Source organism: Bacillus sp. Marseille-Q1617 (genome assembly GCF_903645295.1).
Lineage (GTDB): Bacteria > Bacillota > Bacilli > Bacillales > Bacillaceae_B > Rossellomorea.
In genome coordinates this window covers 1540045-1563468 of record NZ_CAHJXM010000001.1, presented here as the reverse complement: position 1 = coordinate 1563468, position 23424 = coordinate 1540045, and the positions used below count along the sequence as shown (strand labels likewise).

The window sequence follows — 23424 nt, the reverse complement described above, 5'->3', positions numbered from 1 at the left end:
AAAAATTTCCGCGTCTACTTGGCCAGGAAGCGGTCAACAGCCTTGTGGTGCTCATCCATTGCCCATAATCTGGAGCATTGACGGATTTCGCTTTCAATGTTTATCTCTATTTCATTGCAATCCCAGCCCTTCAACTGCTGTTGTTTGTATGCTTGAAGGACTCCAGTCGTTTTAGAGGAAATGGCATTTAATACTGGTATTTCCATGATATCCTCTGTCTTCGTCACTAGTTCATCTATGAAGCCCACTTCGAATAGCGTTTCAGCTTCCTTCAAATTTGCTGTCATGAGAAGAGATAATGCTCTCGGGGAAGAAATACGTTTATGCAGCAGTGTACCGCCGCCCCAGCCAGTCGTAATGGCCAGATTCCCTTGAACAAATCCCATCTTTACCCCTTTTTTGGCGATTCTCAAATCACAGGCTGCCGCAATTTCGCAGCCTCCTCCGATGGCGGTACCATTAATAAGGGCGAATGTCGGCTTAGGCAGAAAAGCCAGACGTATTAATATTCTCCCCATCTTGCTAAGCATTTCATAACTGTCTTCTTCTGTTTTCAGTCGATGGAATTCCGATAAATCCCCACCTGAACAAAAAGCTTCTTCCCCGCTTCCCGTAATGACAAATGCTTTAATAGATGGATTAACCTCACATTCCTTCAGTGCTTTTTCTAAACCGTCCATTACTTCATAATTGATCGCATTTCGCTTTTCGGGACGGTTGATAATGAATTGAAGGATCCCCTTTTGGTTTTTATGTATGATATATTCTCCCAAACTCATTCCCTCCTTTCTTTATAGTGTAAATTGATTCAGCAAGATTGAACAGTAGTGCAATAAAAAAAGCGTGAAGAGCCATGGTCTCTTCACGCTTTTTTATTTGTCGCAAATGATATTTGCAACTGGTGCAAATATCATTTCAACTTGTTGTAAATAAATTATTTGTTTACAACTTCTTTTCCTTTATACGTTCCGCACTCTTTACAAACACGGTGTGCTAGTTTCATTTCACCACAGTTTGGGCATTCTACCATACCAGGTACACGTAGTTTGAAGTGTGTACGACGTTGTCTTTTTGCTGTTTTAGAAGTTCTTCTAAAAGGTACTGCCATTCTTCCCACCTCCTTAAAGAGATAAAAATATTATGAAGCCAGAACGAACTGGTACTTCGCTTTTAAGAGTTCTTGTTTTGATCAAGAAGCTTTGCTAAGTCAGCGAGTCGAGGATCAACTTTCTTCTCTTTTTCCTCTTCGACTTCATAAGCTTGTTCTTCCGTCATCACTTCCCAGTTCTTACCGGAAGGAAGCTTATCCTGTTCTCTCGCTTCATCGCTGATTACCTGTAAAGGTATCTCAAGTAACAGCAACTCTCTGATTACAGGTTTTAAATCAATTACATCCCCTTCGATTCGGTGAACTTCCTCTTCTTCATACTGATCATAATCAGTTTCTGAAAGAAGGAAGGTTTCAATCGTTTTAAGATCGATTGGCAAATCCACGTCAACGAGGGTCCTTGAACAAGGCAAGACTAGCTTTCCTTCTAAATGAAGATGAAAGGTGACACGGTTGGAGCCTATGTCTGCTTTACCTGTAACATGAATCGGGGGTACTTCTCTGACTTGCGGATCGATTTCTTTTGGATCTTCGAAAGTCACCATTTCATCAAGAGTAAGTCCTTTATCCCTGAATTTTTGTAATTGTATTATTGACCATTTCAATGTCATCACCTCAAGGCAACAAAGGTAATTATAGACTTCATATTACCGTTTGTCAATATTTTTTCTTTACACTTCTTACTGTACCAGTGTTGCAATTATAACGCTTTATTATAATCTGTTTCAAATATTTATTAATATCCGATATGATACTTATATATATTTGAAATTTTTTGTAACTGCAAAAAGGGTAGATCGTATATTATTTTGCTAAGAGGAGTGACGTAATAATGAAAGCAACAGGGGTTGTGGTTGAATATAATCCGTTTCATAACGGACACTTGCACCATCTGAATGAGACAAAAAATTCATCGGGGGCAGATGTTGTGATCGCCTGTATGAGCGGGCACTTTTTGCAGCGAGGGGAACCGGCACTTGTATCAAAATGGGCACGCACTAGGATGGCTTTGGCAGCAGGGGTTGATATGGTCATTGAACTGCCATATGCCTTTGCGACACAGCATGCAGAAGTCTTTGCGAAAGGGGCAATATCACTGCTTCATGAAATAGGCTGTGAGAGCTTCTGCTTTGGCAGTGAAGACGGAGGCATTGCCTCATTTGAGGAAACCGTCGATTTAATTCATGACAACCAACATACATATAATTCTTCCATCAGGCGCTATGTAGATGAAGGGTTAAGTTATCCTACAGCCTTATCAAAAGCTTTCAAGGACTTGGATGGTACCGAAGACCTGATAGATTTAAGCAAACCGAATAATATTTTAGGTTATCATTACATCGAGGCACGAAATGCGGTAGCCCCGGACTTAAAGGCGTACACGATTACACGCGAATCAGCAGGTTATCATGATGAACATTTTTCATCTCCTTCCATAGCGAGTGCAACAAGTATCCGCAAAAATCTTTTTGACCCTGCACAAGAAGAAAGCGTAATCAGCCGTTACATGCCTGCTGGAACTCTTCGTATACTTGAAGAATACAGGAAGGAGTTTGGTGATTATCATCGATGGGAGAATTATTGGCCTCTACTGCAGTATAAAATCATGGCATCTTCACCTTCCCAGCTTAAAGAGATCTATGAAATCGAAGAAGGCATTGAAAATAGAATCATCGAAAACGCAAAGAAAGCTCTATCGTTTGAAGACTTTATGAACAGACTGAAAACCAAAAGATATACATGGACACGTTTACAAAGAATGATTCTTCATATTTTAACTAACACAACAAAAGAAGAGATGAATAAAAGACATACTGCCCCCGATTATGTCAGGCTGCTTGGAATGAACCAAACAGGACAGGAATACCTGCATATACAAAAAAAGGCGCTGAATCTTCCACTTATCAGTAAACTTTCAAGTGCAGACAAAGAAGACATTTCATTAGACATAAAAGCCTCTGAAATTTATTCACTTGGACTTCCCTTTTCTGAAGCCAAGAGAAAGCTTCTTCGCCGGGAATGGTCACAGCCGCCGATTATGGTGAAATAGGGATCCTATGATAAGAAACAGAGAGACTGCCTGACGGCAGTCTCTCTGTTTCATTTATGCTCAGGAAGCGAGTGTAAGAACGTAATGGCATCATCAAAAGTTTTTACAGGGATGACTTTCATGTCTGTCCCGATATCTTCTGCTGTCTTTTTGGCAGCTGCATAATTTGATTCCAGTTCAGGATGTTTTTCCTGTATGTCTTTCGATATTGTATCGTTTGGTGCAAGAAAATACGATGCACCAGCTTTATCAGCGGCTATGATCTTCTGCTCGATCCCACCTATTCTTCCAACTTCCCCATTTTCTGAAATGGTTCCTGTCCCTGCTATAGGATGACCTTTTGTCAAATCACCTTCCGTCAATTGATTATAAATCTCAAGACTGAACATCAGACCTGCGGATGGTCCTCCTATCTCATCTGTTTGAAGGGACACTTCAGGATCTGTCACAATCTCTTTATCATCACTCAACGAAATGCCGAGTCCAGCTTTATCAGGCATTTCAGGAAATTCCTTCAAGGGAATCGTTTCTGTCATTTCATCCTCATTTCTCATAAACGTGATCGATACTCTGTCACCCTTCTTTTTCTTCCCTACATATTCAATGAATTCCTCAGATGATTTAAATTCCTGTCCATCTATCGCTGTGATTCGGTCACCTGGTTTCAGAATGTCTTCTGCAGGCATGGAAGGATATACATTCAATACATATATACCATTATAATTATAGTGAAAAGGTTTATTCGCCGCTTTATAGGCAACTTCTATTGCGTAGTTCTGGGAATTTTCCATTAGCTGAAGTTGTCTGAGATTGTATTCTTCGTCACTCTCGTGAGGGTTTCTGATTTCCTCTACTGGATAGATATACTCATACTTTTTAATGCTCGCTATAAGATAGGCATAAATGTTTGCCTTTCCCATCCTGACAGTTGTGAGCATGAACTCTCCTTCATCATCATACCCGCCCTTTACTTTAACAATGGGATCAAGCTCATGGGCACTGCCCGGTTTAGTTACATAATAGGGAAGATAATAAAACGATGTTGCAACGATAAAAACGGTCATCAGGACCAGGATCCGTATCAGCGTTCTGTTTTTCATAAATTTACCCCTTCCATTCCTCCAACGCTTTTTTAATAGAAGGAATGACCTTCTTAGCCTCTTCTTCCCCCATATCAATAATGTCTTCAATATTCTTGAAGGCCCGTGTACTGTACATTTCCACATGAGGCCTGATCATAAAATCTGAAGAGAATTCTCTATGAGCCACAATTTCAAGCTGGAGGATATCGATACTTTGCATAATGACATCATAGATAGTTGTAATTTCTGCATTTCTTTTGACATGGGATACGTCCACGCCAATGACAATATCAGCGCCCATTTCTTTCACCACGGAAACAGGGACGCGGTCGATGACCCCTCCGTCAACCAATAGTCGTCCATTGATCTTCTCTGGCACAAAAATACCCGGAATGGCTATACTTGCCCTGACAGCACTGGATACCGGCCCTGAGGTAAAGACCACTTTCTCGCCGTTGGTTATATCAGTGGCCACAACACTAACGGGTATATTTAAATCTTCAATATTTTTGTTATGAGAGAATAATTGTATGAATTCCTTAATTCTTTTACCTGCGATGAATCCCATTTTAGGGACAGTAAAATCCAAATAATATTTCCTTCTGAAAGTGGTCGATAATTTATAGAGATCTTCCATTTTATGACCCACTCCATACATGCATCCCACCAAAGCACCCATGCTGCTCCCTGAAATCATATCCACTGGGATTCCTTCATCTACGAATGCCTTTAAGACACCTAAATGTGCAAATCCTCTAGCTCCACCTGAACCAAGGGCCAATCCTATCTTCGGTCTATTCAACAGTCTTCCCCCTTTACCCTTAGTTTGCGGTTCAATTCATCATATGGTCTATTTCTAATATGTATGAGTATATTGATTAATATGAGGACAAGTAGAAGTTACCTTTAATTTTATCATTCTTTCTGTGTTTCACAAGAAATTGACATAGTATGGTCTGTGAGGAGGACGTCCGGTTGTTGAAGTCAAAATTGAAAACATTAGTCTTATCGGCAAGTGTGACAATATTTGCTGCAGCATTAATCTTAATGCCTGATGAATCCTTGGAGGCTTCGATCAGAGGGCTGGATATGTGGTGGGAAATTGTATTTCCTTCGTTGCTGCCTTTTTTTATCGTATCAGAAATGCTGATAGGATTTGGGGTTGTAAGATTTATTGGAGTGGTGCTGGAACCGCTGATGCGCCCGTTATTCCGTGTTCCTGGTGTAGGAGGGTTCGTATGGGCCATGGGAATGGCGTCCGGCTTTCCGGCAGGAGCAAAGTTAACCGCGCGGCTGCGTCAGGAAAAACAGCTGACCAAGATTGAAGCCGAGAGACTCGTTTCATTTACGAACTCTTCCAATCCTTTATTTATCTTCGGAGCTGTTTCAGTCGGCTTCTTTCAAAACGCGACACTCGGAATCGTTCTTGCTTGTGCTCATTATATAGGGAATATCTGCGTGGGACTGGCGATGAGGTTTTATGGGCGGAAAGACGACGAATTCATAAGCAACCGCTCAACCACAAAGAAACGATTCTTCCTCAGAGAAGCGTTCTCGGCTCTACATGAAACCCGATTAAAAGATAAGCGGCCAATCGGCAAGCTGCTTGGAGATGCAGTAACGTCTTCCATCCAGACTTTATTAATGATAGGCGGATTTATCATCCTTTTCTCCGTCATAAACAAGATGCTGTATCACCTTCATATTACGACATTTGTTGCTGAAGGATTTTCATATTTATTCAGCCTTTTTCAATTAACTGAACAATTAAGCATTCCTTTCATCTCAGGATTATTTGAAATCACCCTGGGATCAAAATTGACAAGCGGAGTGACGGAAGCTACTTTACTGCATCAGGCAATCATCACCAGTTTCATCTTGGGATTCTCCGGGTTTAGTGTTCAAGCGCAGGTTGCCAGCATTCTTGCCCAGACGGATATTCGTTTTCAGCCTTTCTTTTACGCCAGATTTCTTCACGGGGCTGCAGCTTCAATCGTGACAATCATCATCTGGAAGCCTGTTTATGAAAGGTTTTCAGATGAACAGCTTTCGAATGCCATACCCGTATTTTCACAACAGAACGCTTATTTTTGGAATGGAGTCTTATATTGGCTGAAAACAGTCGGTCCCCTTATCACAATCTTGAGTTTACTTATTTATATCCTGATTTATAGCAGAAGGACGTTCAGGAAAAATTAATTGACAAAAAAAGGCTGTACATGTGATTGAATCCATGTACGGCCCCTTCCCCTTATTCTTTAACGGTATATTTGTCTTTCAGTGCATCCTTGACAGGATGAGGAACCAGTTCTGAAATGTTCCCTCCGTATTTCGCTACTTCCTTTACAATACTGGAGCTTAAGAAGGAATACTGATTATTCGTCATGATAAAGAACGTTTCTATGTCTTCTTCAAGCACTCTGTTCATGGACGTGATCTGCATTTCATATTCAAAATCTGATACAGCTCTTAATCCTCTGATAATAGCACTCGCCTTCACGCTCTTTGCATAGTCCACAAGAAGACCTTGAAAGGAATCAACCACAACATTTGGAATATCTTTAGTGGATTCACGAATCAGTTCGATTCTCTCTTCAACTGAAAATAAAGGTTTTTTTGAAGAATTGTTCAATACCACCACATAAATTTGATCAAAAACCTTTGCCCCTCTTGTAATGATATCTAGGTGTCCGAATGTAATGGGATCAAAACTCCCCGGACAAACTGCGATACTCGTCATGATCATTTTACCCCCAAGTGTCTGCATTTGTATTATTTTTACCATTCCAAAACTTTGAAGCAAATAAAAAAGCAATTTCCGCTCCTATCAACTTATATAGCCGGCTTACGCTCTCACTTTAATATCAAAAATCTTTATAGAACATCCTCTTGATATGTATAAATTGATATTCCGATAATTCCGTAGGTTTCTTCTTTTACTTTATGAAGCCGGCCAATGACATCCAAGGGTGTGCTCTCTGCACTATATTCGCACATGACGTAACCGTTTTCATTTAAAAGGTTATTTTCGTCGATGAATGCCATCAGTTCTTCCAGCTTTTTCATTTTGTAGGGCGGGTCCAAAAAGATGTAGTCAAATGTAACCTCTCGTTTGACTAAGGCTTTAAGTGCTCTGCCCGCATCATTTCGATACACTTCACTGCTTCCCACCAGGTCACAATCTTTCAGATTCGTCTTAATGGTGTGGAGTGCCTTCGAGTCTTTGTCCACAAAAATTACCTTATCCAGTCCCCTGCTTAATGCCTCTATTCCCAGACCGCCGCTGCCTGCAAATAGATCCAGGCCAATTCCGCCATCAAAAAAGGGGCCTAGCATGTTAAATATGGACTCTTTCACTTTATCTGTGGTCGGCCGCGTCCCGCTTCCCGGAACGGCTTTTAACGGCCTGCCTTTTAACGTTCCTGCTATTACTCTCATAATCATCCACCATATATGTATTTTTCCTCATTATCCTAACATAAATCTACAGCATTCGCCACTTCAGGAAATTATCCTTAAAATGTATAAAATTATATCGTTAGGTGATAATGGAAGTAACAGCATCCTAATTGATGTTGTTGCCAACCGCGGAGAAGACTTACGTTTCCCCATAAGTTCTTCCTCCGGTTTCTCCTCTCCCTTTGCCTTCTTTCCAGAAATGGATATAGAAGGACCCTGCAGAAATTTCTGCAGGGCTTTTTATGTTTCCTTTGTTTGTATCTTGATTGCGGAGCTTGTCTTATCAATCTCTATATGAAACAGTTTTTCAAGCCACTTCACATCCATGTACACAGTGCTGCCTATTTTTTGAACAGGTTTGGTCAGTAGACCATAACTTTCTTCGTTTAGAATAAAATAATCTTTGTCAATATAGAACCGATACGAGTGACCGCCGTCCGTTACATAAATGACACCTTCCTGGAGGTATTTAACCTCAATACCTGCTCCCTTTAGCAGCTCTGTAAAAGAGATCAGTTCATTTTGATGATATTGAATGAAGGCACCATCCTCTAAAGGCTTACCATTAAGTAATATATTTTGAGATGCCCTCAAAACCAAGGGGATCTCTTTCTTTGTGTGTGTAGTGATTTCACTAATAAATGATGTGGTTAAATTGGTTGCCTTCATCAACAGTGCATCCATTTTTTGTGAATGAATCAAAGGGCTTTTATCATTCTTCAAGAGCCTGCTGAAGGAAGCGAACTGATCTTCTGTCAGTCCATTTTTCAATTCTTGATAAACCCTTAACGCTTTCGGTGAGCCATGGGGCGACTGTAAAATTAAACTTGCCTTCAACTCTTTTAACCAGCTTTCCTGATAAGAGGAAGTATATTTCTGCTGGTTAAGCCCCCATTTGACTTTCAGCATTAATGTCGATTGCTGAAAATTCCTGCCTATGATCAAAAAATTCTCCGCTTCATGGACAGGAAGTCGGTCATCAATGACTACCGTAACGAAACCTGCATCACTGTATTCAGTGTTCATAATCTTGTATGTTAATTTTTCATCTGAATAAACCCTTACTTTTCGCCCTTCATACGAATTCACTTTTCCTGGATAAAGAAGTAAATCCGACGGAGAACCATAACCAACAAAGGAATAATAATCGATAAAATCCATTGCTTCATGCTTCCATTCTTTATATCCCGATATCCACACGGCGTCTCTGTTAGTTTTTTCAATGATGTTAATGGATGTTTTCACGGGGATTCCAGTTGTTAATACAGGATACCATTCACTTAACAGCAAATAACCATCAGCCGTTTGCCTTTTAAGTTTGTATGAGATTGTCAGCTTTTGGTTTCCTTCTGATTTGACTTTCAAATAGAATTCTCCATTTTCTTTGGACAAGCAATCATTCCTGCTTTCATCCAGGCATTGATAGTTCGACGCATTTTCCGGCCACTCAATCGTCATTTCTTCTTGTTTGTCTGAAAGGAATTGCACTTCTTGAGTGATGAAAAATCCGTTACCGTCATGATGTATCGTAAAAGATTGATTCACCTTAGAGTGGACGGATTCTTTGGCACTGCCAGATAAAAATCCGTTCCACTGAAAAAAGAGAATTCCTGCTATCGCCATCACCATGATGAAAGTAAAAGAAAGAATTAATCGCTGCATCTTGTTACCCCTTCGTTTGATATATTATTAAGATATCAGATTTCACAAAAGGGTTATATAGTAAGGACACCAAATTTCCAACAATTTTGGAATAGATTAACCCATATCCAAATCTTTACTCTCCACAAAAGGACTGCCGCCTTCCAGATGCTCACTCACCAATTCGTCCCAGTCGTGCTCACCAACCCCTTTGTTTTTCAGAAGGTTTTCTTTTAAACTCATTAAATTCTCCCCCTCAAGTTCCCTTGCTTCGAAAAGGGAAATTACGCCATGAGCAGCCAAGGTGGATAGAATGGCAGTTACGATAAACGTATCGACATTTTCCAGGGTAACCTCTTTTTCCTCACTCTTTATGGTAACGATATAAGACACAAGTAAACAAACCACCATACCTATAAATACCCATAACATACAATCACCCCTCATATCTTCTTTACTTCTCATAGTATGTTTGAAATAATAAGGAATTGATTAAATAAGTAAGAAAAGGAGATAGAACATGATTCAGCGGTTTATCGAATTAGGCGAAGGCTTATCTGATATTTATGAATTGATGGAAACGGCAAGATACAATAAAGAAAGAGTTCAGCACATGATGGCTTTTCATACGATTGTAAAGGACCGGCCGGTTACGTCTCTTGGCGTTGTAATGAAGCCGACAGCCGAAGGTAAATTCCAGGCTATATACTTCTGCCGTGAAGGGATACCGAATCCAAATATGATGGAAAATAAGCGGTTTTCACTTTTCCAGCAAACAGCAGAAGAACTTGAAAAAACAATCATTCAGCTTGATGTAAAACCATCCACTTTATTTCCAGAAAAAGATCTGTATTATCAGCACTTAATTGCCATATTAAGATTAAATCATTATATTTTACCCTTGCAATGACACACAAAAACCCAAAGAAAAAAGCTGCCAACAACATACGTTTGGCAGCAGTTTCTAAAACCCCATCTTATAATCATATTCCTTCGCCTTATCAGGTCTGGAATTCTCGAACACTGATTTAATAAAAGGTTTATAGGATGGATCCACTTTTTTAACATAAGAATAAGAGTTGATGCGGTCCATGACGGAATCGATTTCGTCCTGATTACAATATAATACTACATACTTCATTTTTTTTGATACATAGTGTACATTCCCAAATCGTCTCAAAGACTTTGCATGCTTCAAACTATGTAACCAAACAACTAAACCTTGTCTTTGCGTCAACATACTGTTTCCCCTCTAGGAATCACTTTTTTTTAAGTCTAGCACAGAAATATGGGATTAATCAACACGAAAAGCGAAAGGGCTTCGCTCAGAGGCGGGTGGCATAAGACGAACCGGCCAGGAAGGCGTTCTTTGCCTTCCTGGCCGGTTTGGCTTATGACATGTGCCTCTAAGCCCTGCAGCTGGACAACACGAAATGCGAAAGGGCTTTGCAGCTCGACAACTCGAAATGCGGAGGGAGCTTGCTCAGCCCCAAAAAGCATAAGTCCTTCTTCCCCGTTTAACAAGATTCTCCTTATTCAACGGACATATTTTTCTTTTTTAGGGTATAGTACATAAGTAAATGCTATTGAAACGGCTGGATGGAGGGTTAGCATGGATCTGAAAGTCATATGGGATGATTTTATTGAGTATCTTCGAATGGAACCGGGTATTCAGAATGCATACGTCAGATGGGTTGCAGGCATCCCTTTTCTATACATAGAGACCGGCCTTGATAAAAATGAAATTGAATATTTAATAAGAAAATGGTCAGCCCGGGCCATGAGAGGCAAACGACTTCATTCGGATACGATATTCTTCAGGACGCAATCATCCTTATTCGTATACCGCCATCGTTTCTATGTACCTCAAGAAAAAATGTTTTGCTGCGGCAATTTGTGTGTCGATTGTGTACGGTTAAAACAGTAAAAATTATATAAAAAAAAGAGCCGACGAAAAAATCGTCGGCTCTTACATAATATTAAGCAGAACAGCCGCAGCTGCCTCCTGATCCGCAGCCTCCGCCGCATGAACTCCCGCTGAAGAAAGGGTTCCCGGTTGGGACCTTTACGTTTTTAGAAACCGAATGTCCTATGATAAGACTCACATTGTCCAGCAGATCCTGAAGTTCATTTTCCGCCCGCCTGAATTCGGCTACATTATCATCCATGTCCATATCCCTTTTTAGTTCACGAATTTCCTTCATGACCGTCTTATAGTCCGGATGATAGCGCCCAAACCGCTGAACCTCTTCGTAACGATCTTTCATACGCGTAAACTTTTGTATTTTAGTCTGCGTATCATTGTTATTACGAAGTTTATATAAAGACTTCCGATACTTTTCTGCCACATCGGAATTTAATATCCACTGAGATAATTCATCAGCATTGTCCAATATTTCCATTCTTTCTATAGTAGCAAGCATAATGCCCACCTCCGTAACGCTATTTTAACACGTTTTAAAGATGGAAGCGAATATGCTCTGCAAAAAAAATCCCCGTATGCAAGTAAATCATTTTACGGAATCGTCACGTATAATTGTTTCTTAATTCCCAGCGATTTATTTTTTGGACTGACTACTTCTACTGTCAGGATATGATTCCCCTTAGGTAGATTCTTCACCACAAATGCCGCGGTGTAGTATTCCTTATAAAGTCCGCTTGTATTTGAAGTAACGACGATCTTCCCTTTCTTCGCTCCTTTTCTCGAAGACGAGAACGTTACATTAGGTACGATACACTCAATGAACACCTGATTTCCTTGTACAATATGCTTAACAGAAAGCGACTTGTCTTCTTTGGCCTGAGCTTTGTTTACGAATGAGAAATTTTCAGGTTCCGGGATATCATCTTTACACCCGCTTAGAATGATAAGAAGCGACAGGGATAAGACAATAAGTTTTTTCATAATCGAACCACTCCTTTTCCCTTAGCCTTCCCCATCTTACACCCTGTTTACTCATCGTCATTCCAGGAAGAATAATTTCAATACAGGCAGTGCCGTCTTGTCGATTTATCTAAACAAAAAAGGAAAAGCAACCCGAAGATTGTTTTTCCTTTTTAATATCACAGAACTTCTATTCAGCTTCATTCATACTTTGAAACATGCTGATCATCATAGAAGCCATTTGGACGCCATTCGAAAATTTTTGAACACGGTGAGGAATCGTTTTTTGAAAGTGGTTGATTGAAGCGATTTCAAATTTCTCCAGCTCATTTGGATTTCTTGAAAGCCTTCTATACCATTCAGGTTTTTCCCTCAAAAACATTTTTAACTCTTCATTGGAATGAATATATTCAATAAGATCTGCTCTCATGTTTATACCTCCTAGTCCTTTCTGAACGAAAAGGGATGAGAAGGTTTTGCTCGTGTCTCGTTCGTCACGGTAGAGCTTTTTGGATTGGATTGAAATTGGCTGATGACACCCTGGACAGTTCCCAAGACTTCGCTTATATTGTTGATGTGACTCTGCAATTGATTGGCATCCATATTTTTCACTAATTCACCGACGTGATCAAACCACCCGTTTTTACTTGTTTCTTCCTTTTGAGCACCACTTTTGTTTTCAGCTTCCCTATATATGTCCCAACGGGTATCCTCTTCCCCGAGCAAATACCAATCTTCAAATAGCTCCTGCCAATTAGCGTTGCCATTACGGACATCTTTTACAATTTTCGGATGCTTCCTGACAAACTCTTTAAACTCTTTCACTTTAGGGTGTAATGATTTTCCCATTCCAAGCACCTCCTGCTCAGGACATTTACCTATTACATTTTATGATGAAATGGAAAAATGGTGAAACATTCCTATTTGTAGTAAAATTCATTTGTAGAAGCAACCATGAAAAACTAAACAGTCATGATCCTGCATATATGAGCTGTGTAAAGAAAAGGATGTTAAAGAATGCAAGAAGAATTGCACAAATTATTGGATGAAGTTTTAGAAAGAGCAGATGAAGAAGAATTAATCAGTATCAGACAGCTGCTTAACGGTGTAAAGCGGAAGCAGAATAAACAGAATGAATCTATAATTGGCGGCATTTTTGCCATGGAGAAAAGTTCAGTAGATGGAATTTTCACAATAAGCATTCCAATTACAGCCGTTACCCATAATTCATTACAAATCGTACATGGCGGCGTGACAGCAACATTAGTGGATACTGCCATGGGAACGCTGGCCAATATGATGCTTCCTGAAGGGTATGGCGCTGTCACAACAAACTTGAATGTTCATTACCTTGCACCCGGCATTGGCGAGGGATTGACCGCAAGCGCCACAATCGTTCACCAAGGGTCAAAGACAATGGTGGTAGACGGCAAGGTCGTTAATTCTTCAGGGAAAGTGGTAGCCCACTCCACCGGATCATTTTTTATTTTTAAAAAGGATTGAAGTAAAAAGGTTGACTGTTTCGAGAACAAAAAATGTCCTTGAAGAGTCAACCTTTTTACTGTTCAATTGTAAACTTTTCAATAAAATTCTGTGTATAGTATTTTTTATACACCCCGACCCCAAGATGGGTAAATTCATGTTCCAGAAGGATTTTTCTGTGTCCTTCGGAATTAAGCCAGCCATGAACCGCTTCCGGGGCATCAGTATATTGTGAAGCGATGTTCTCCCCTGCAGTCTTGAAAGTGATCTCTTGTTTTTCCAGTCTGTCAGAAAGGCTGCCAAACACTGGTGATTCATGAGAAAAATATTCTTCATTGTACATTTCTTCACTGTGCCCCTTGGCCACTTCTGCAGTTTCTTCATGCCATTCTAGTTTTCCAGCTTCAAAATTTGTCCGTATGACATTGGTAATATCAAATATCTGTCTTTCACTTGCAGTGTCGATTTTCTTCCACTCTTCATCTGTAGGTTCTGTTCCTTCAACCAATTCTCCCCGGTACATCATTTCATATGGATGCATTTCTATCAGGGTGGAACTATCAAGAAAGCGGATGCTCATCAGCTCACCAGTAAATTTGTCGAGATACAACTGAGCATAAATATCACCTAATGAAACCAACAATCGTGTATTAAGATCTTCTTCATTTAATTCAAATTGATAAGATCCAGATTGGTCATTTACGACTATTTCAGACTCTATGATGGTAAAACGATAAATATCCTCCAGCTTTTGACCGAGCTTATAAGGAGTCACATCCACTTCGTTCCCGATCGTATAAAGAGTGACTACTTTTTTGTCTTCAATCCCCATTTGGATGTATTGCTTTGAGGAAATGGGATAAACCCACCATTCATACCCATATGAGCTTGGTTCGATTCTATCTGGTTCGCCAAACTCTTCAATTACATTATCTGAACTTTTCCCTATCCATGTGGAGAGCCCGGTAACCGGCCGTTCCCCCGTATTTTCAATCGGTTGTTTAAGCTGATTATCGTGATCTTTCTTAAGAGTCTGTGTATCCGGCCCTTTTAGAGGTTCATTCTCGTCATTAAGACTTTGGTAAATACTTATTAAAAGAATAAATACAAGAATAATAGCAATACGAAAAACCGTCTTCAGAGATTTCCCTCCTCTCTGCCTTCTCTAGCAGGATATGCTTGAAATACTAGAATTATTATACCATTTAAAAGGTTTCTAAATATTATGTATTGTATAAAGCATAGCATATTTTGTTTTTCACTAAAACTGCAGGGTTTGTTAAGAGTTGTAAAAGATATAGTTCACTATGAGTTTTTATATTTAAGAGCATAACCGAAAAAAGAAGCGATTTTAAAATCGCCCCTTAAGGTTTAACAAGGTTTGTTGCTAAAATGTGATTCTGAAATCTCTTCGAGCGCTATCGAAGCTTGCGCCTCCAATGATTCTCTGATGGCGAAATCCCCCAGGGAAACAACACCGATAAGCCGGTCACCTTCTACTACCGGCAGCCTTCTGATTTGTTTATCGGCCATTAACTGTGCTGCCTGGGCCGCATCTGCATCCGGACCGATCGTAATGAGTTCCTTACTCATGATATCCTCGACTTTTGAGGAGGCAGGGTGTTTTTCTGCTACACAGCGAGTGACAATATCCCTGTCTGTTATGACTCCAACGATCTTTTCACCGTCAACAATCGGTATAGAGCCCACATTATATTCTTTCATTTTCACTGCCACTTCATATACATTATCCAGGAGCGTGCAGGATTCTACATCTTTCGTCATGATCTCTTTAAGCTTTGGCATTGTAGTCCTCCTCCAATACGTAAATATCATGATTATTTTTCTCTTTCTTCCATATTTTATACAGCGTTAAATAAATTGACATATTCCCTTTCACCAAGACATTGCAAGAAAAAGGATTTTACACTATTATTAAGAATGAGAAATACCGCATTTTGTATCATTGTACATAATACCGATATAAATGCTTCTAACATGAAGAATGCAGATAGGCACCAGGGAAAAACACCCTGAGCCTTGAGCCAGACAATATAGGAGGGAAAGTATATGCGTTTCGAAGAATCTGGAATTGAAAGCTTAAAAGTAGACCTGAACCGCCTTGATGAAATCATGGAATCTCATGGACTTGTACGTGCGGGTCAGTGGGATTATGAAAGGGTCACATACGATCGTAAGTTTGAAATCAGAGAAGGCATTTTCTATCTTCGTATCCAAGGGCTTGCAGTTGAAGGAGACATCGGTAAACACGATGCCATCGTCCAGCTCATGACACCTCTACTAGGCAAACATTATTATCCACACGGTGTAGAATACGGTGAAGGGGAAGAATTCCCTAAGCACCTGTTGACATCTTGTGAAAAACTAATCGCCGACGTAAAAAAAGAAGCAACAGAATTCGCTTGGTAAAACCAAAAGCGGAGGCGGCTTGATCAGCCCCGACAAGCATAACTGGGAAATCCCTGAAGGCAGCGCCTTTAGGGATTTTTTTTAACAGTCTCTGCCTCAAAAATATCAAAATTAAATTTCTTCCCTACTGTTCATTCTTTCTCTACTTTAATATAATAAATAGTAAGAGGAAACGTCAGAAAGGGGTTCTCAATTGTCAAAGTTTTTCACCAAAAAAGTTTTTATTATTATATTAAGTATTATCATACTTGCATTACTATCTTTTTTTATTTTACCTATATCAGTCCCCTTAATTACTGCTCTCATTACCGCGCTATTTCTAGAGCCTGCAGTTAAGTTCACTCAAAAAAGATTCTCCGCCAACAGAAAAATATCGGTTTTATCCGTGTTTATCGTTTTCTTGTTGTTAATTGGTTTATCCGCTTTCTTTGTCACGACTAAAGTAGTCGGAGAAGGAGTTAAATTAATAGAGGACACACCAAAATATATCAATCAACTAAGTGACATATGGCTGGATTATGAGGAAAGACTGTTGGATGCAGCAGAAGACTTGCCCAATGAAGTGGTTACCGGGTTCAGTGAAGAGGTTCAGAATTTCTTAAACTCAGTAAAGACAAAAATACTCAATTCATTAAATATAGAAAAGATCAGTGCGTTCTTATCCTATATTCCAAGCTACCTGGTGAGCTTTTTGGTATACCTGATCGCATTATTTTTGTTCATGCTGGATTTGCCGGGTATTAAAAAGAGTATTTTCAGTCATCTGACTGAACGGACTGCAGAGAAAGTGAATTTTATGACTTCCAGACTTTCTTATGTTATATTTGGCTTCTTTAAAGCCCAATTTCTTGTAAGTGTCATCATCTTTCTTGTTTCACTTATAGGCTTACTCTTTATCTCGCCTGAAGTGGCGATTGTGATGTCTCTGGTAATCTGGATCATTGATTTCATCCCTCTCATAGGATCTATTGTCGTTCTAGGACCCTGGGCTCTTTTTCACCTCATTACAGGAAACATCGCCTTAGGTTCTCAGCTTGCCGTATTGGCGGCCATCCTTCTTATAATCAGAAGAACCGTGGAACCAAAAGTCATGGGTACACATATAGGACTTTCTCCACTGGCTACACTGATTGCCATGTATCTGGGTCTGAAGCTCTTTGGAGTCCTCGGTTTCATAATCGGTCCCCTTATATTGATTGTTTTCAACTCTGCTAAAGAAGCAGGCATTATCAAAACCAACTTCAAGGTGTAAACATGAAAAGGACTATCCTTAAACGGGTAGTCCTTTTCACAATAGGTCAGAAAAAATCATAGAATAATGGGCTAGACCTTAGTGTAAGCTTTTCTAGTTTAACGACTTCCTCCGAATTTCCTTCTAACTGTCCCATATCAAGAAGCTCCTGAGGGGTAAAAACTCCGAAGATCATGGCTGTTAATGCATTAATGTTCAGTTTAACAGCATTTTCAACCGCTTTACTTTCCTTAATACCCTGTCTTCCCAATGAAAAAGTGCGGTTGTTCCAATCTGCGAAATCATCCTTCACGGTAATATGTACACAGTCATTAAACTCAATGTCCTTCAAATAATTTTGGAAAAATTGTTCCACATCTACTATTCTGCTCATAAAGTAAGGGTGTCTTTCGATTTTAACCCGGGGATCCTTCAGCAAAAATGGCAGAGGCTCATTCGGATTCAAAACAAGTTCTGCCTCATTAATCATGGAATCATGTTGACAGATATAGTTCCATAACCCATATCTCGCCTCAGGATTTAGTGGGATAAATTCTTCCACCTTTAGTTTTTCATTTTTAACTTCATAACTCAAATACCCTTGTGGAATCTGTTCTTCATCATAATAAATAGCAATCCATAAGTCGGTGATGCTTCTTTCTCTCCACCATTCCTTTGTTCGGACGAGCATCCCATTATGTTTATGAGCATATTGCTCATACAGCTTATGAAGTTCACTGGGATAGGTGTCTTTAGTAAATCTCTTCACATGACCATTTGTCCCTTTCAAACGATATAAATCTTTCTTTTTTAAATGAAGCTTGTCAAAATAGGCAAATACCTCCCAACCGAATTTTCTATAGAATTGAATTTCAAAAGGGTGAAGCATGGAAAGAGACTGGCCTTTATTCTTCATTTCTACCAATGAATGAGATATTAAAGATCTGACATATCCCTTCCTTCTATATTCAGGATATGTTGCGACCCCTGCTATTCCTCCCATTGGATATTTGCTTTTCCCTAACCAGATCTCCAAGGTCAGCAGATGAAGCTTCGCTGCCAGTGCATCATCATTAAAGATACAATATACATCCTGGCTTTTTAGCTGTTCAAGTCTTTTTTCTCTTTTTTCAGCAGGTACTTTATATTGAAAAGCATATTCAGATAACTGCAAAGAATCTTCGTAGTTGGTCTGTTTCAATATTGTTATTTTATGCTGCATCATATGAACTCCCCCTTTCTCAATTGTGTATTCGACAGGGAAAGGGAGATTCCTTTTTCAAAACATAAAAAGTCCGTATAAGAAATTTCTTATACGGACTCCTAAACTCAGTTCCCGAGAATCGCCTTGATGACAGATGTGGTTTCCCCGCCTTCATAAATCACATATAAAAGAAGGTAAACAGCCACTCCGGTAATGGCAGTGAAAAACCATATGATACTAGTTATGGGACCAAGCTTTCTATGTCGGGCCAACTTCTCTTTATAACCCGTCCACAAACTCATCAAACCGAATACAGCCCCAATTGTTGCAAGCGTGATATGGAAAATCAAGAAAACTGTATAATAAATTTTGATATCATCAGGTCCACCGAAAGATGTATTTCCGACGAAAATGGTTCTGCTTGCATAAATGATAAAGAAAATCAGTGCAAAAATCCCGGCCAGGGTCATCGTCCCCTGATGTTGTTCAATTTTTCTTTGTTTTATCTGCCACCAGCCGATTGCGACAGTTATGGCACTTAAGACTATGAAGCTGGTACTGATGGTAGGTAAAATTGGTACACCCATGTTTAGTCCTCACTTTTCTGTAATTATTCTATGTACGGCAGGAACAGCCAAACTATTCCTGCAAACGATCAATCCGTCGGAGTGGGATCGGCAATCGGATCGTATGATTGATTTTCCTGCCTCTCCATATCCTTTCGATACCACTGGAAGAAAAGGTTGAATAGCATAACACCGAAAACGATTTCCTGGATGATTTTCATGATAACTCCGCCCAGCTGCTGATCATTCACCGTAGACATCGATGTAAATAACTCTGGACCTGTCAACGTCAAACCTTGTAAAGTATCAACCGGAACACATAAGGCCAATGCTTTCATGAACTCTTCGGGATCATAATATGGGGCGTACAGAGGATGTTCAGCAAAAATAATCAAGCCGCATGCAGGTGTCAACAGAACTGCACTACCCAATATATATCCAATTCTCTTTAAACCGCTTAAATCAATGTCTTCATCAGCGGGATTCAATAACGGCCACCACATGAAAACGGATAATAAGAATAAAATGACCGTAGCTAAACCGTGCATCGTTACATCCGTTCTTACATGATCAAAAACAAGCGGAATATGATAAATGGAAAAAACAATATTAAACGCTAACAATGCAATTAAAGTCTTCGTCATAAATTTAAATAGCGGTTTAACTACTGGCAGATTGATCGCTGCCTTCCAGACCCAATTGGGAATCCCCAAAATGATGAGGGGTGTAACCACTAAATAAAGAAGAGCCATCTGAGTCATATGAGCAGAAAATAAAATCGTGCTCAATACTTCAACAGGTGAGCCTTTGACTGCATATAAAAGTAACATTGCCAATATAAAATAAGCTGCTTCTTTTAGAGTCAGCGGAGCACTTTCCTTGAAGCTGCTTCTCCACTTTACAGTAATCAAAAAATAAACAACCGTGATAAATACCAATGCCAATATAAAAAACGGGCTCCATAAAGCCATAAACCCAAATATACCTAACGGCATTTCCTCACCTCATTTCACTTTTAAACCTATACCACCATTATACTGTCAACCTCCTCCCACTTCAATCCAAGGTAATGACAAGTTCTTGAACAATTAGAAAAGCGGAGGCGGCTCGATCAGCCCCGACAAGCATAAGATAAATGGGCCGGGAAGGCGTTCTTTGCCTTCTTGGACCATTTAGCTTATGACCTCGAGGGGCTAGCCGCTGTAGCTGGACAATAGAAAAGCGGAAGGGCTTTGCTCAGAGGCGGGTGGCATAAGACGAGCCGGACTGGAAGGCGGTCTTTGCCTTCTTGGCCGGATTGGCTTATGACATGTGCCTCTAAGCCCTGGAGCTGGACAATTAGAAAAGCGGAAGGGCTTTGCTCAGAGGCGGGTGGCATAGGAACGAAACTGCTAAAACAAAAAAAGCCAGCCAATAGAAATTGGCTGACTTTCTTTTTAGATCCAGACGATTGTCATGAACGCTAATACTGTGACAAACGCTACAAGTGCTCCGGAATACAAGAACAATGCAGGAGCTTCATGTCCTTTATGACTCATATGCATGAAGTAATATAATTGGAAAATCAATTGTACTACTGCCAGTAACAGGATGAATGGTACTACGAAGTACTTATCAAAGTCACCTGCAACAGCGATGAATGCAACTAGTGTTAAGAAAATCATAAACATGAATGAAGTAACCTGCATTCTCATGTCTTCTGCATTTTTCTTACGACGGTATTCGTAATCTACACTTGGGTTACCTGAATTTGATTGTTGATTCGCCATCAGTTTATCCCACCATTCCCATTAAGTATACTACTGTAAAGATAAATACCCATACAACGTCGATAAAGTGCCAGTATAGAGAAGCTAAGTAGAACTTCGGTGCATTGTAAAGGTTTAAACCGCGTTTTGCGTTGCGGAGCATGAGACTGATGATCCAAAGGAGACCGAAAGCCACGTGTGCTCCGTGGAAACCAACCAGCGTGTAAAAGGCTGAACCAAATGCACTGCTAGTAAAAGTATGCCCGTATTCATGGACATAATGATTAAACTCATAAATTTCCAAACCAAGGAATGCGGCACCTAAAATGACTGTGATCAATAACCAGGCCTGCATACGCTGGAAATTATAATTTTTCATGTGATACATTGCATAAACACTTGTTAAGGAGCTTGTCAAAAGCAACATGGTAGCCACAAACGCCAACGGAAGATCGAATATATCCGTCGACAGCGCGTGACTTTCACTTGGTACCTTGTTTTTCAGAGCTAAGTACGTCGCGAAAAGAGAACCGAACAGAACCGTTTCTCCACCAAGGAAGAACCAAAAGCCCATAAATTTATTTTTCCCCTCAAGGGTCGCCTTTTCAGGGGTGGCCGGCCAGGTCTTTGGCGTAAACTTTTCATCTGCGTGCATTATGCCTTACCCCCTTTATCATCATCCATTAAATCTTCTTTGTGAACATGATAACCATGATCATCGATTACAGATCTCAGGAACATTGCTCCCAATGTAATCCCCATACCTATAATTAATACAGGCAATGCCCAGGCTTCTCCATCAGGACGATACATTGCTCCAAAGGCTGCAACGAACAGTCCGAAAGAAATGATAAGCGGTAAGATTGAGTTATTCGGCATATGGATATCGCCGATCGGTTCAGCTGGTGTAAGATCTTTTTTCCCTTCCATCTTCTCTAACCAGAAAGCGTCCAGTCCGCGGATAAGCGGAGTTTGCTTAAAGTTATAGAATGGAGGCGGTGTAGGAAGCGACCACTCGATAGTACGGCCGTCTCCCCAAGCATCTTTACCTACTTTGACTCCTTTAACTTGAGTCATGATCACATTGATAAGAAGGATGATTACGGCTACTCCCATAAATCCTGCTCCAATGGAGCTTACTAAGTTACCAGTCTCGAATCCTTGACCAGGCAAGAATTTCCAGATACGACGAGGCATACCCATAAGACCTAGGAAATGCTGGATGAAGAATGTTAGATGGAACCCGATAAAGAATAACCAGAAGGAAACTTTACCAAGGAACTCATTTAACTTTGTACCGAACATTATAGGCCAATAATAGTGTGTACCTGCAAGAAGTGCGAATACAACCCCGCCTACGATAACATAGTGGAAGTGGGCTACAACGAAATACGTATCATGGAATTGATAGTCAGCTGCAGCGGATGCAAGCATGATACCAGTTACTCCCCCTGCTACGAAGGAAGGAATAAAAGCAACTGCATACAACATCGGAGTTGTAAATTTCAAGCTTCCTCCCCACATTGTGAGAAGCCAGTTAAAGATTTTAATACCTGTTGGAACCGCAATAGCCATAGTCGCTACAGCAAAAATTGCGTTTGCAATCGGGCCAAGACCTACCGTGAACATATGGTGGGCCCATACCATGAATCCTAAGAAACCGATAAGCACGGTAGCGAATACCATGGATGAATATCCGAATAAGCGTTTTCTTGAGAAGTGTGGAATGATCTCAGAGAAAATACCGAATGCCGGCAGAATAAGGATGTAAACTTCGGGATGGCCAAAGATCCAGAAGAAATGTTCCCAAATGATTGTGTTACCGCCATTTGCTACATCGAAGAAATTAGATCCGAACATGCGGTCAAACATCAATAAGAATAGTCCGACAGTCAATGCTGGGAATGCAAATAAGATAAGTGCTGATGTAACAAACGCTGTCCATGTGAACAACGGCATACGCATATAGGTCATACCTGGAGCACGCATATTAATGATCGTAACAAGGAAGTTGATACCACCAATTAAAGTACCTGCACCTGAAATCTGTAACCCTAAAACGTAAAAGTCAATTCCGTGACCTTCTGATGCCATGGATAAGGATGCATAGGATGTCCATCCTGCATCCGGTGCTCCACCCATGAACCATGAAAGATTAAGGAAAACCCCTCCAAAGAAGAATAACCAGAATCCAAGTGAATTCACGAAAGGAAACGCAACATCACGAGCACCGATTTGTAAAGGAACAACGGCGTTCATAAATGCAAAAACCAAAGGCATGGCTGCCAAGAATATCATCGTTGTTCCGTGCATTGTCAATACTTCATTGTATAAGCCTGCGCTAATAAAGTCGCTATTAGGCACTGCAAGCTGTATACGGATAATAAGAGCTTCCAGACCTCCAAGCAGGAAAAAGAATCCTCCTGCCATAAGGTAAAGGATGGCGATCTTCTTATGGTCTACTGTTGTTAAATAGTCCCAAACAGTCGCTCCGAAGCCTTTTTTCTGTGCTAAGCTACTCACGATTTAACCTCCCTTT

General features: G+C 40.2%; 29 protein-coding genes. 7 read left to right on the top strand and 22 right to left on the bottom strand.

Annotated elements, in window-relative coordinates; all coding sequences use genetic code 11:
* Positions 1-14: 14 nt before the first annotated feature.
* From HWX64_RS07815 to HWX64_RS07805, 3 genes are all read right to left on the bottom strand, one after another.
* Positions 15-779, bottom strand: a complete 765-nt coding sequence (locus HWX64_RS07815) for an enoyl-CoA hydratase/isomerase family protein (RefSeq protein ID WP_175988800.1) — start codon at positions 777-779, stop codon at positions 15-17.
* A gap of 155 nt (positions 780-934) precedes the next feature.
* Positions 935-1108, bottom strand: a complete 174-nt coding sequence (rpmF, locus tag HWX64_RS07810; protein ID WP_032088947.1) for a 50S ribosomal protein L32 — start codon at positions 1106-1108, stop codon at positions 935-937.
* Positions 1109-1170: 62 nt separating this feature from the next.
* Entirely contained in the window at positions 1171-1713 is a 543-nt protein-coding gene (locus tag HWX64_RS07805) for a DUF177 domain-containing protein (protein ID WP_303049467.1), read from the bottom strand.
* A gap of 227 nt (positions 1714-1940) precedes the next feature.
* On the opposite strand from HWX64_RS07805, the gene HWX64_RS07800 reads away from it, so the two are divergent.
* Positions 1941-3158 carry a nucleotidyltransferase gene (locus tag HWX64_RS07800; RefSeq protein WP_175988796.1) on the top strand — a complete coding sequence of 406 codons (1218 nt, stop codon included), beginning with the start codon at positions 1941-1943 and terminating at the stop codon, positions 3156-3158.
* A 50-nt stretch (positions 3159-3208) separates the two neighbouring features.
* Here HWX64_RS07800 and HWX64_RS07795 read toward each other — a convergent pair whose 3' ends face one another.
* Positions 3209-4258: a SepM family pheromone-processing serine protease gene (locus HWX64_RS07795; protein ID WP_175988794.1), complete on the bottom strand. Its 1050-nt coding sequence runs from the start codon at positions 4256-4258 to the stop codon at positions 3209-3211.
* Between the two features lie 4 nt (positions 4259-4262).
* A complete protein-coding gene (locus HWX64_RS07790) occupies positions 4263-5042 on the bottom strand; it encodes a patatin-like phospholipase family protein (RefSeq protein ID WP_175988792.1) in 780 nt (259 codons plus the stop codon).
* Positions 5043-5215: 173 nt separating this feature from the next.
* On the opposite strand from HWX64_RS07790, the gene ylbJ reads away from it, so the two are divergent.
* Positions 5216-6439, top strand: coding sequence for a sporulation integral membrane protein YlbJ (gene ylbJ / locus HWX64_RS07785; RefSeq protein WP_175988790.1), 1224 nt, complete (start codon positions 5216-5218; stop codon positions 6437-6439).
* Between the two features lie 52 nt (positions 6440-6491).
* Here the strand turns inward: ylbJ and coaD are convergent, their stop codons facing one another.
* The 4 genes from coaD to HWX64_RS07765 form a co-directional block, all read right to left on the bottom strand.
* A complete protein-coding gene (gene coaD / locus HWX64_RS07780; protein ID WP_175988788.1) occupies positions 6492-6980 on the bottom strand; it encodes a pantetheine-phosphate adenylyltransferase in 489 nt (162 codons plus the stop codon).
* A gap of 134 nt (positions 6981-7114) precedes the next feature.
* The gene (rsmD, locus tag HWX64_RS07775) at positions 7115-7678 is read right to left on the bottom strand and encodes a 16S rRNA (guanine(966)-N(2))-methyltransferase RsmD (protein ID WP_175988786.1); all 564 of its coding nucleotides are present in this window, start codon (positions 7676-7678) and stop codon (positions 7115-7117) included.
* Between the two features lie 261 nt (positions 7679-7939).
* The gene (locus tag HWX64_RS07770) at positions 7940-9361 is read right to left on the bottom strand and encodes a hypothetical protein (protein ID WP_175988784.1); all 1422 of its coding nucleotides are present in this window, start codon (positions 9359-9361) and stop codon (positions 7940-7942) included.
* Positions 9362-9457: 96 nt separating this feature from the next.
* Positions 9458-9772, bottom strand: a complete 315-nt coding sequence (locus HWX64_RS07765; protein ID WP_175988782.1) for a hypothetical protein — start codon at positions 9770-9772, stop codon at positions 9458-9460.
* An 88-nt stretch (positions 9773-9860) separates the two neighbouring features.
* Between HWX64_RS07765 and HWX64_RS07760 the strand changes: the two genes are divergently transcribed.
* A complete protein-coding gene (locus tag HWX64_RS07760; protein WP_175988780.1) occupies positions 9861-10250 on the top strand; it encodes a methylthioribose kinase in 390 nt (129 codons plus the stop codon).
* Positions 10251-10304: 54 nt separating this feature from the next.
* Here the strand turns inward: HWX64_RS07760 and HWX64_RS07755 are convergent, their stop codons facing one another.
* A complete protein-coding gene (locus tag HWX64_RS07755) occupies positions 10305-10580 on the bottom strand; it encodes a YlbG family protein (RefSeq protein WP_175988778.1) in 276 nt (91 codons plus the stop codon).
* A 372-nt stretch (positions 10581-10952) separates the two neighbouring features.
* On the opposite strand from HWX64_RS07755, the gene HWX64_RS07750 reads away from it, so the two are divergent.
* A complete protein-coding gene (locus tag HWX64_RS07750) occupies positions 10953-11267 on the top strand; it encodes a hypothetical protein (RefSeq protein ID WP_175986307.1) in 315 nt (104 codons plus the stop codon).
* A gap of 52 nt (positions 11268-11319) precedes the next feature.
* On the opposite strand, the gene HWX64_RS07745 is transcribed toward HWX64_RS07750, so the two are convergent.
* From HWX64_RS07745 to HWX64_RS07730, 4 genes are all read right to left on the bottom strand, one after another.
* On the bottom strand, positions 11320-11763 hold the full coding sequence (locus HWX64_RS07745; protein WP_175988776.1) for a YlbF family regulator: 444 nt from the start codon (positions 11761-11763) through the stop codon (positions 11320-11322).
* Between the two features lie 92 nt (positions 11764-11855).
* The gene (locus HWX64_RS07740) at positions 11856-12245 is read right to left on the bottom strand and encodes a hypothetical protein (RefSeq protein WP_175988774.1); all 390 of its coding nucleotides are present in this window, start codon (positions 12243-12245) and stop codon (positions 11856-11858) included.
* Between the two features lie 169 nt (positions 12246-12414).
* Positions 12415-12654, bottom strand: coding sequence for a YlbE-like family protein (locus tag HWX64_RS07735; RefSeq protein ID WP_175988771.1), 240 nt, complete (start codon positions 12652-12654; stop codon positions 12415-12417).
* An 11-nt stretch (positions 12655-12665) separates the two neighbouring features.
* Positions 12666-13073 (bottom strand): YlbD family protein, encoded by a 408-nt coding sequence (locus tag HWX64_RS07730; RefSeq protein WP_175988769.1) that lies wholly within the window; start codon positions 13071-13073, stop codon positions 12666-12668.
* A gap of 168 nt (positions 13074-13241) precedes the next feature.
* Here HWX64_RS07730 and HWX64_RS07725 point away from each other — a divergent pair, with 168 nt between their 5' ends.
* Complete coding sequence (locus HWX64_RS07725; protein WP_175988767.1) at positions 13242-13727, top strand: PaaI family thioesterase; 486 nt, start codon at positions 13242-13244, stop codon at positions 13725-13727.
* A gap of 55 nt (positions 13728-13782) precedes the next feature.
* On the opposite strand, the gene HWX64_RS07720 is transcribed toward HWX64_RS07725, so the two are convergent.
* On the bottom strand, positions 13783-14655 hold the full coding sequence (locus HWX64_RS07720; RefSeq protein WP_303049478.1) for a CAP domain-containing protein: 873 nt from the start codon (positions 14653-14655) through the stop codon (positions 13783-13785).
* A 422-nt stretch (positions 14656-15077) separates the two neighbouring features.
* On the bottom strand, positions 15078-15512 hold the full coding sequence (locus HWX64_RS07715) for a CBS domain-containing protein (protein ID WP_175988765.1): 435 nt from the start codon (positions 15510-15512) through the stop codon (positions 15078-15080).
* Between the two features lie 264 nt (positions 15513-15776).
* Here HWX64_RS07715 and HWX64_RS07710 point away from each other — a divergent pair, with 264 nt between their 5' ends.
* Both HWX64_RS07710 and ytvI read left to right on the top strand, forming a co-directional pair.
* Positions 15777-16136, top strand: a complete 360-nt coding sequence (locus tag HWX64_RS07710; RefSeq protein ID WP_175988763.1) for a YugN family protein — start codon at positions 15777-15779, stop codon at positions 16134-16136.
* Between the two features lie 193 nt (positions 16137-16329).
* Positions 16330-17388, top strand: coding sequence for a sporulation integral membrane protein YtvI (gene ytvI, locus HWX64_RS07705; protein WP_175988761.1), 1059 nt, complete (start codon positions 16330-16332; stop codon positions 17386-17388).
* 46 nt (positions 17389-17434) lie between these two features.
* Here ytvI and eis read toward each other — a convergent pair whose 3' ends face one another.
* From eis to ctaD, 6 genes are all read right to left on the bottom strand, one after another.
* Positions 17435-18592 carry an enhanced intracellular survival protein Eis gene (eis, locus tag HWX64_RS07700; RefSeq protein WP_254871066.1) on the bottom strand — a complete coding sequence of 386 codons (1158 nt, stop codon included), beginning with the start codon at positions 18590-18592 and terminating at the stop codon, positions 17435-17437.
* 104 nt (positions 18593-18696) lie between these two features.
* Positions 18697-19158, bottom strand: coding sequence for a DUF420 domain-containing protein (locus HWX64_RS07695; RefSeq protein ID WP_175988758.1), 462 nt, complete (start codon positions 19156-19158; stop codon positions 18697-18699).
* A gap of 68 nt (positions 19159-19226) precedes the next feature.
* Entirely contained in the window at positions 19227-20132 is a 906-nt protein-coding gene (gene ctaG / locus HWX64_RS07690; RefSeq protein WP_175988756.1) for a cytochrome c oxidase assembly factor CtaG, read from the bottom strand.
* 441 nt (positions 20133-20573) lie between these two features.
* Positions 20574-20906 (bottom strand): cytochrome c oxidase subunit IVB, encoded by a 333-nt coding sequence (gene ctaF, locus HWX64_RS07685; protein ID WP_175988754.1) that lies wholly within the window; start codon positions 20904-20906, stop codon positions 20574-20576.
* Between the two features lie 4 nt (positions 20907-20910).
* Positions 20911-21540: a cytochrome (ubi)quinol oxidase subunit III gene (locus HWX64_RS07680; RefSeq protein ID WP_175988752.1), complete on the bottom strand. Its 630-nt coding sequence runs from the start codon at positions 21538-21540 to the stop codon at positions 20911-20913.
* Entirely contained in the window at positions 21540-23411 is a 1872-nt protein-coding gene (gene ctaD, locus HWX64_RS07675; protein WP_175989679.1) for a cytochrome c oxidase subunit I, read from the bottom strand. The genes HWX64_RS07680 and ctaD overlap by 1 nt, the downstream gene beginning before the upstream one ends.
* Between the last annotated feature and the right edge of the window lie 13 nt (positions 23412-23424).

What these genes read in the sequence shown, in the direction of transcription:
- HWX64_RS07730 (WP_175988769.1), bottom strand. Translation starts at nt 13,073, where the DNA reads ATGGGAAAATCATTACACCCTAAAGTGAAAGAGTTTAAAGAGTTTGTC.
- HWX64_RS07740 (WP_175988774.1), bottom strand. Translation starts at nt 12,245, where the DNA reads ATGAAAAAACTTATTGTCTTATCCCTGTCGCTTCTTATCATTCTAAGC.
- HWX64_RS07680 (WP_175988752.1), bottom strand. Translation starts at nt 21,540, where the DNA reads ATGCACGCAGATGAAAAGTTTACGCCAAAGACCTGGCCGGCCACCCCT.
- HWX64_RS07765 (WP_175988782.1), bottom strand. Translation starts at nt 9,772, where the DNA reads ATGTTATGGGTATTTATAGGTATGGTGGTTTGTTTACTTGTGTCTTAT.
- HWX64_RS07725 (WP_175988767.1), top strand. Translation starts at nt 13,242, where the DNA reads ATGCAAGAAGAATTGCACAAATTATTGGATGAAGTTTTAGAAAGAGCA.
- HWX64_RS07795 (WP_175988794.1), bottom strand. Translation starts at nt 4,258, where the DNA reads ATGAAAAACAGAACGCTGATACGGATCCTGGTCCTGATGACCGTTTTT.
- rsmD (WP_175988786.1), bottom strand. Translation starts at nt 7,678, where the DNA reads ATGAGAGTAATAGCAGGAACGTTAAAAGGCAGGCCGTTAAAAGCCGTT.
- eis (WP_254871066.1), bottom strand. Translation starts at nt 18,592, where the DNA reads ATGATGCAGCATAAAATAACAATATTGAAACAGACCAACTACGAAGAT.
- coaD (WP_175988788.1), bottom strand. Translation starts at nt 6,980, where the DNA reads ATGACGAGTATCGCAGTTTGTCCGGGGAGTTTTGATCCCATTACATTC.
- HWX64_RS07750 (WP_175986307.1), top strand. Translation starts at nt 10,953, where the DNA reads ATGGATCTGAAAGTCATATGGGATGATTTTATTGAGTATCTTCGAATG.
- HWX64_RS07815 (WP_175988800.1), bottom strand. Translation starts at nt 779, where the DNA reads ATGAGTTTGGGAGAATATATCATACATAAAAACCAAAAGGGGATCCTT.
- HWX64_RS07760 (WP_175988780.1), top strand. Translation starts at nt 9,861, where the DNA reads ATGATTCAGCGGTTTATCGAATTAGGCGAAGGCTTATCTGATATTTAT.
- HWX64_RS07755 (WP_175988778.1), bottom strand. Translation starts at nt 10,580, where the DNA reads ATGTTGACGCAAAGACAAGGTTTAGTTGTTTGGTTACATAGTTTGAAG.
- HWX64_RS07715 (WP_175988765.1), bottom strand. Translation starts at nt 15,512, where the DNA reads ATGCCAAAGCTTAAAGAGATCATGACGAAAGATGTAGAATCCTGCACG.
- HWX64_RS07770 (WP_175988784.1), bottom strand. Translation starts at nt 9,361, where the DNA reads ATGCAGCGATTAATTCTTTCTTTTACTTTCATCATGGTGATGGCGATA.
- HWX64_RS07710 (WP_175988763.1), top strand. Translation starts at nt 15,777, where the DNA reads ATGCGTTTCGAAGAATCTGGAATTGAAAGCTTAAAAGTAGACCTGAAC.
- HWX64_RS07695 (WP_175988758.1), bottom strand. Translation starts at nt 19,158, where the DNA reads ATGGGTGTACCAATTTTACCTACCATCAGTACCAGCTTCATAGTCTTA.
- ctaG (WP_175988756.1), bottom strand. Translation starts at nt 20,132, where the DNA reads ATGCCGTTAGGTATATTTGGGTTTATGGCTTTATGGAGCCCGTTTTTT.
- rpmF (WP_032088947.1), bottom strand. Translation starts at nt 1,108, where the DNA reads ATGGCAGTACCTTTTAGAAGAACTTCTAAAACAGCAAAAAGACAACGT.
- ctaF (WP_175988754.1), bottom strand. Translation starts at nt 20,906, where the DNA reads ATGGCGAATCAACAATCAAATTCAGGTAACCCAAGTGTAGATTACGAA.
- HWX64_RS07745 (WP_175988776.1), bottom strand. Translation starts at nt 11,763, where the DNA reads ATGCTTGCTACTATAGAAAGAATGGAAATATTGGACAATGCTGATGAA.
- HWX64_RS07800 (WP_175988796.1), top strand. Translation starts at nt 1,941, where the DNA reads ATGAAAGCAACAGGGGTTGTGGTTGAATATAATCCGTTTCATAACGGA.
- HWX64_RS07735 (WP_175988771.1), bottom strand. Translation starts at nt 12,654, where the DNA reads ATGAGAGCAGATCTTATTGAATATATTCATTCCAATGAAGAGTTAAAA.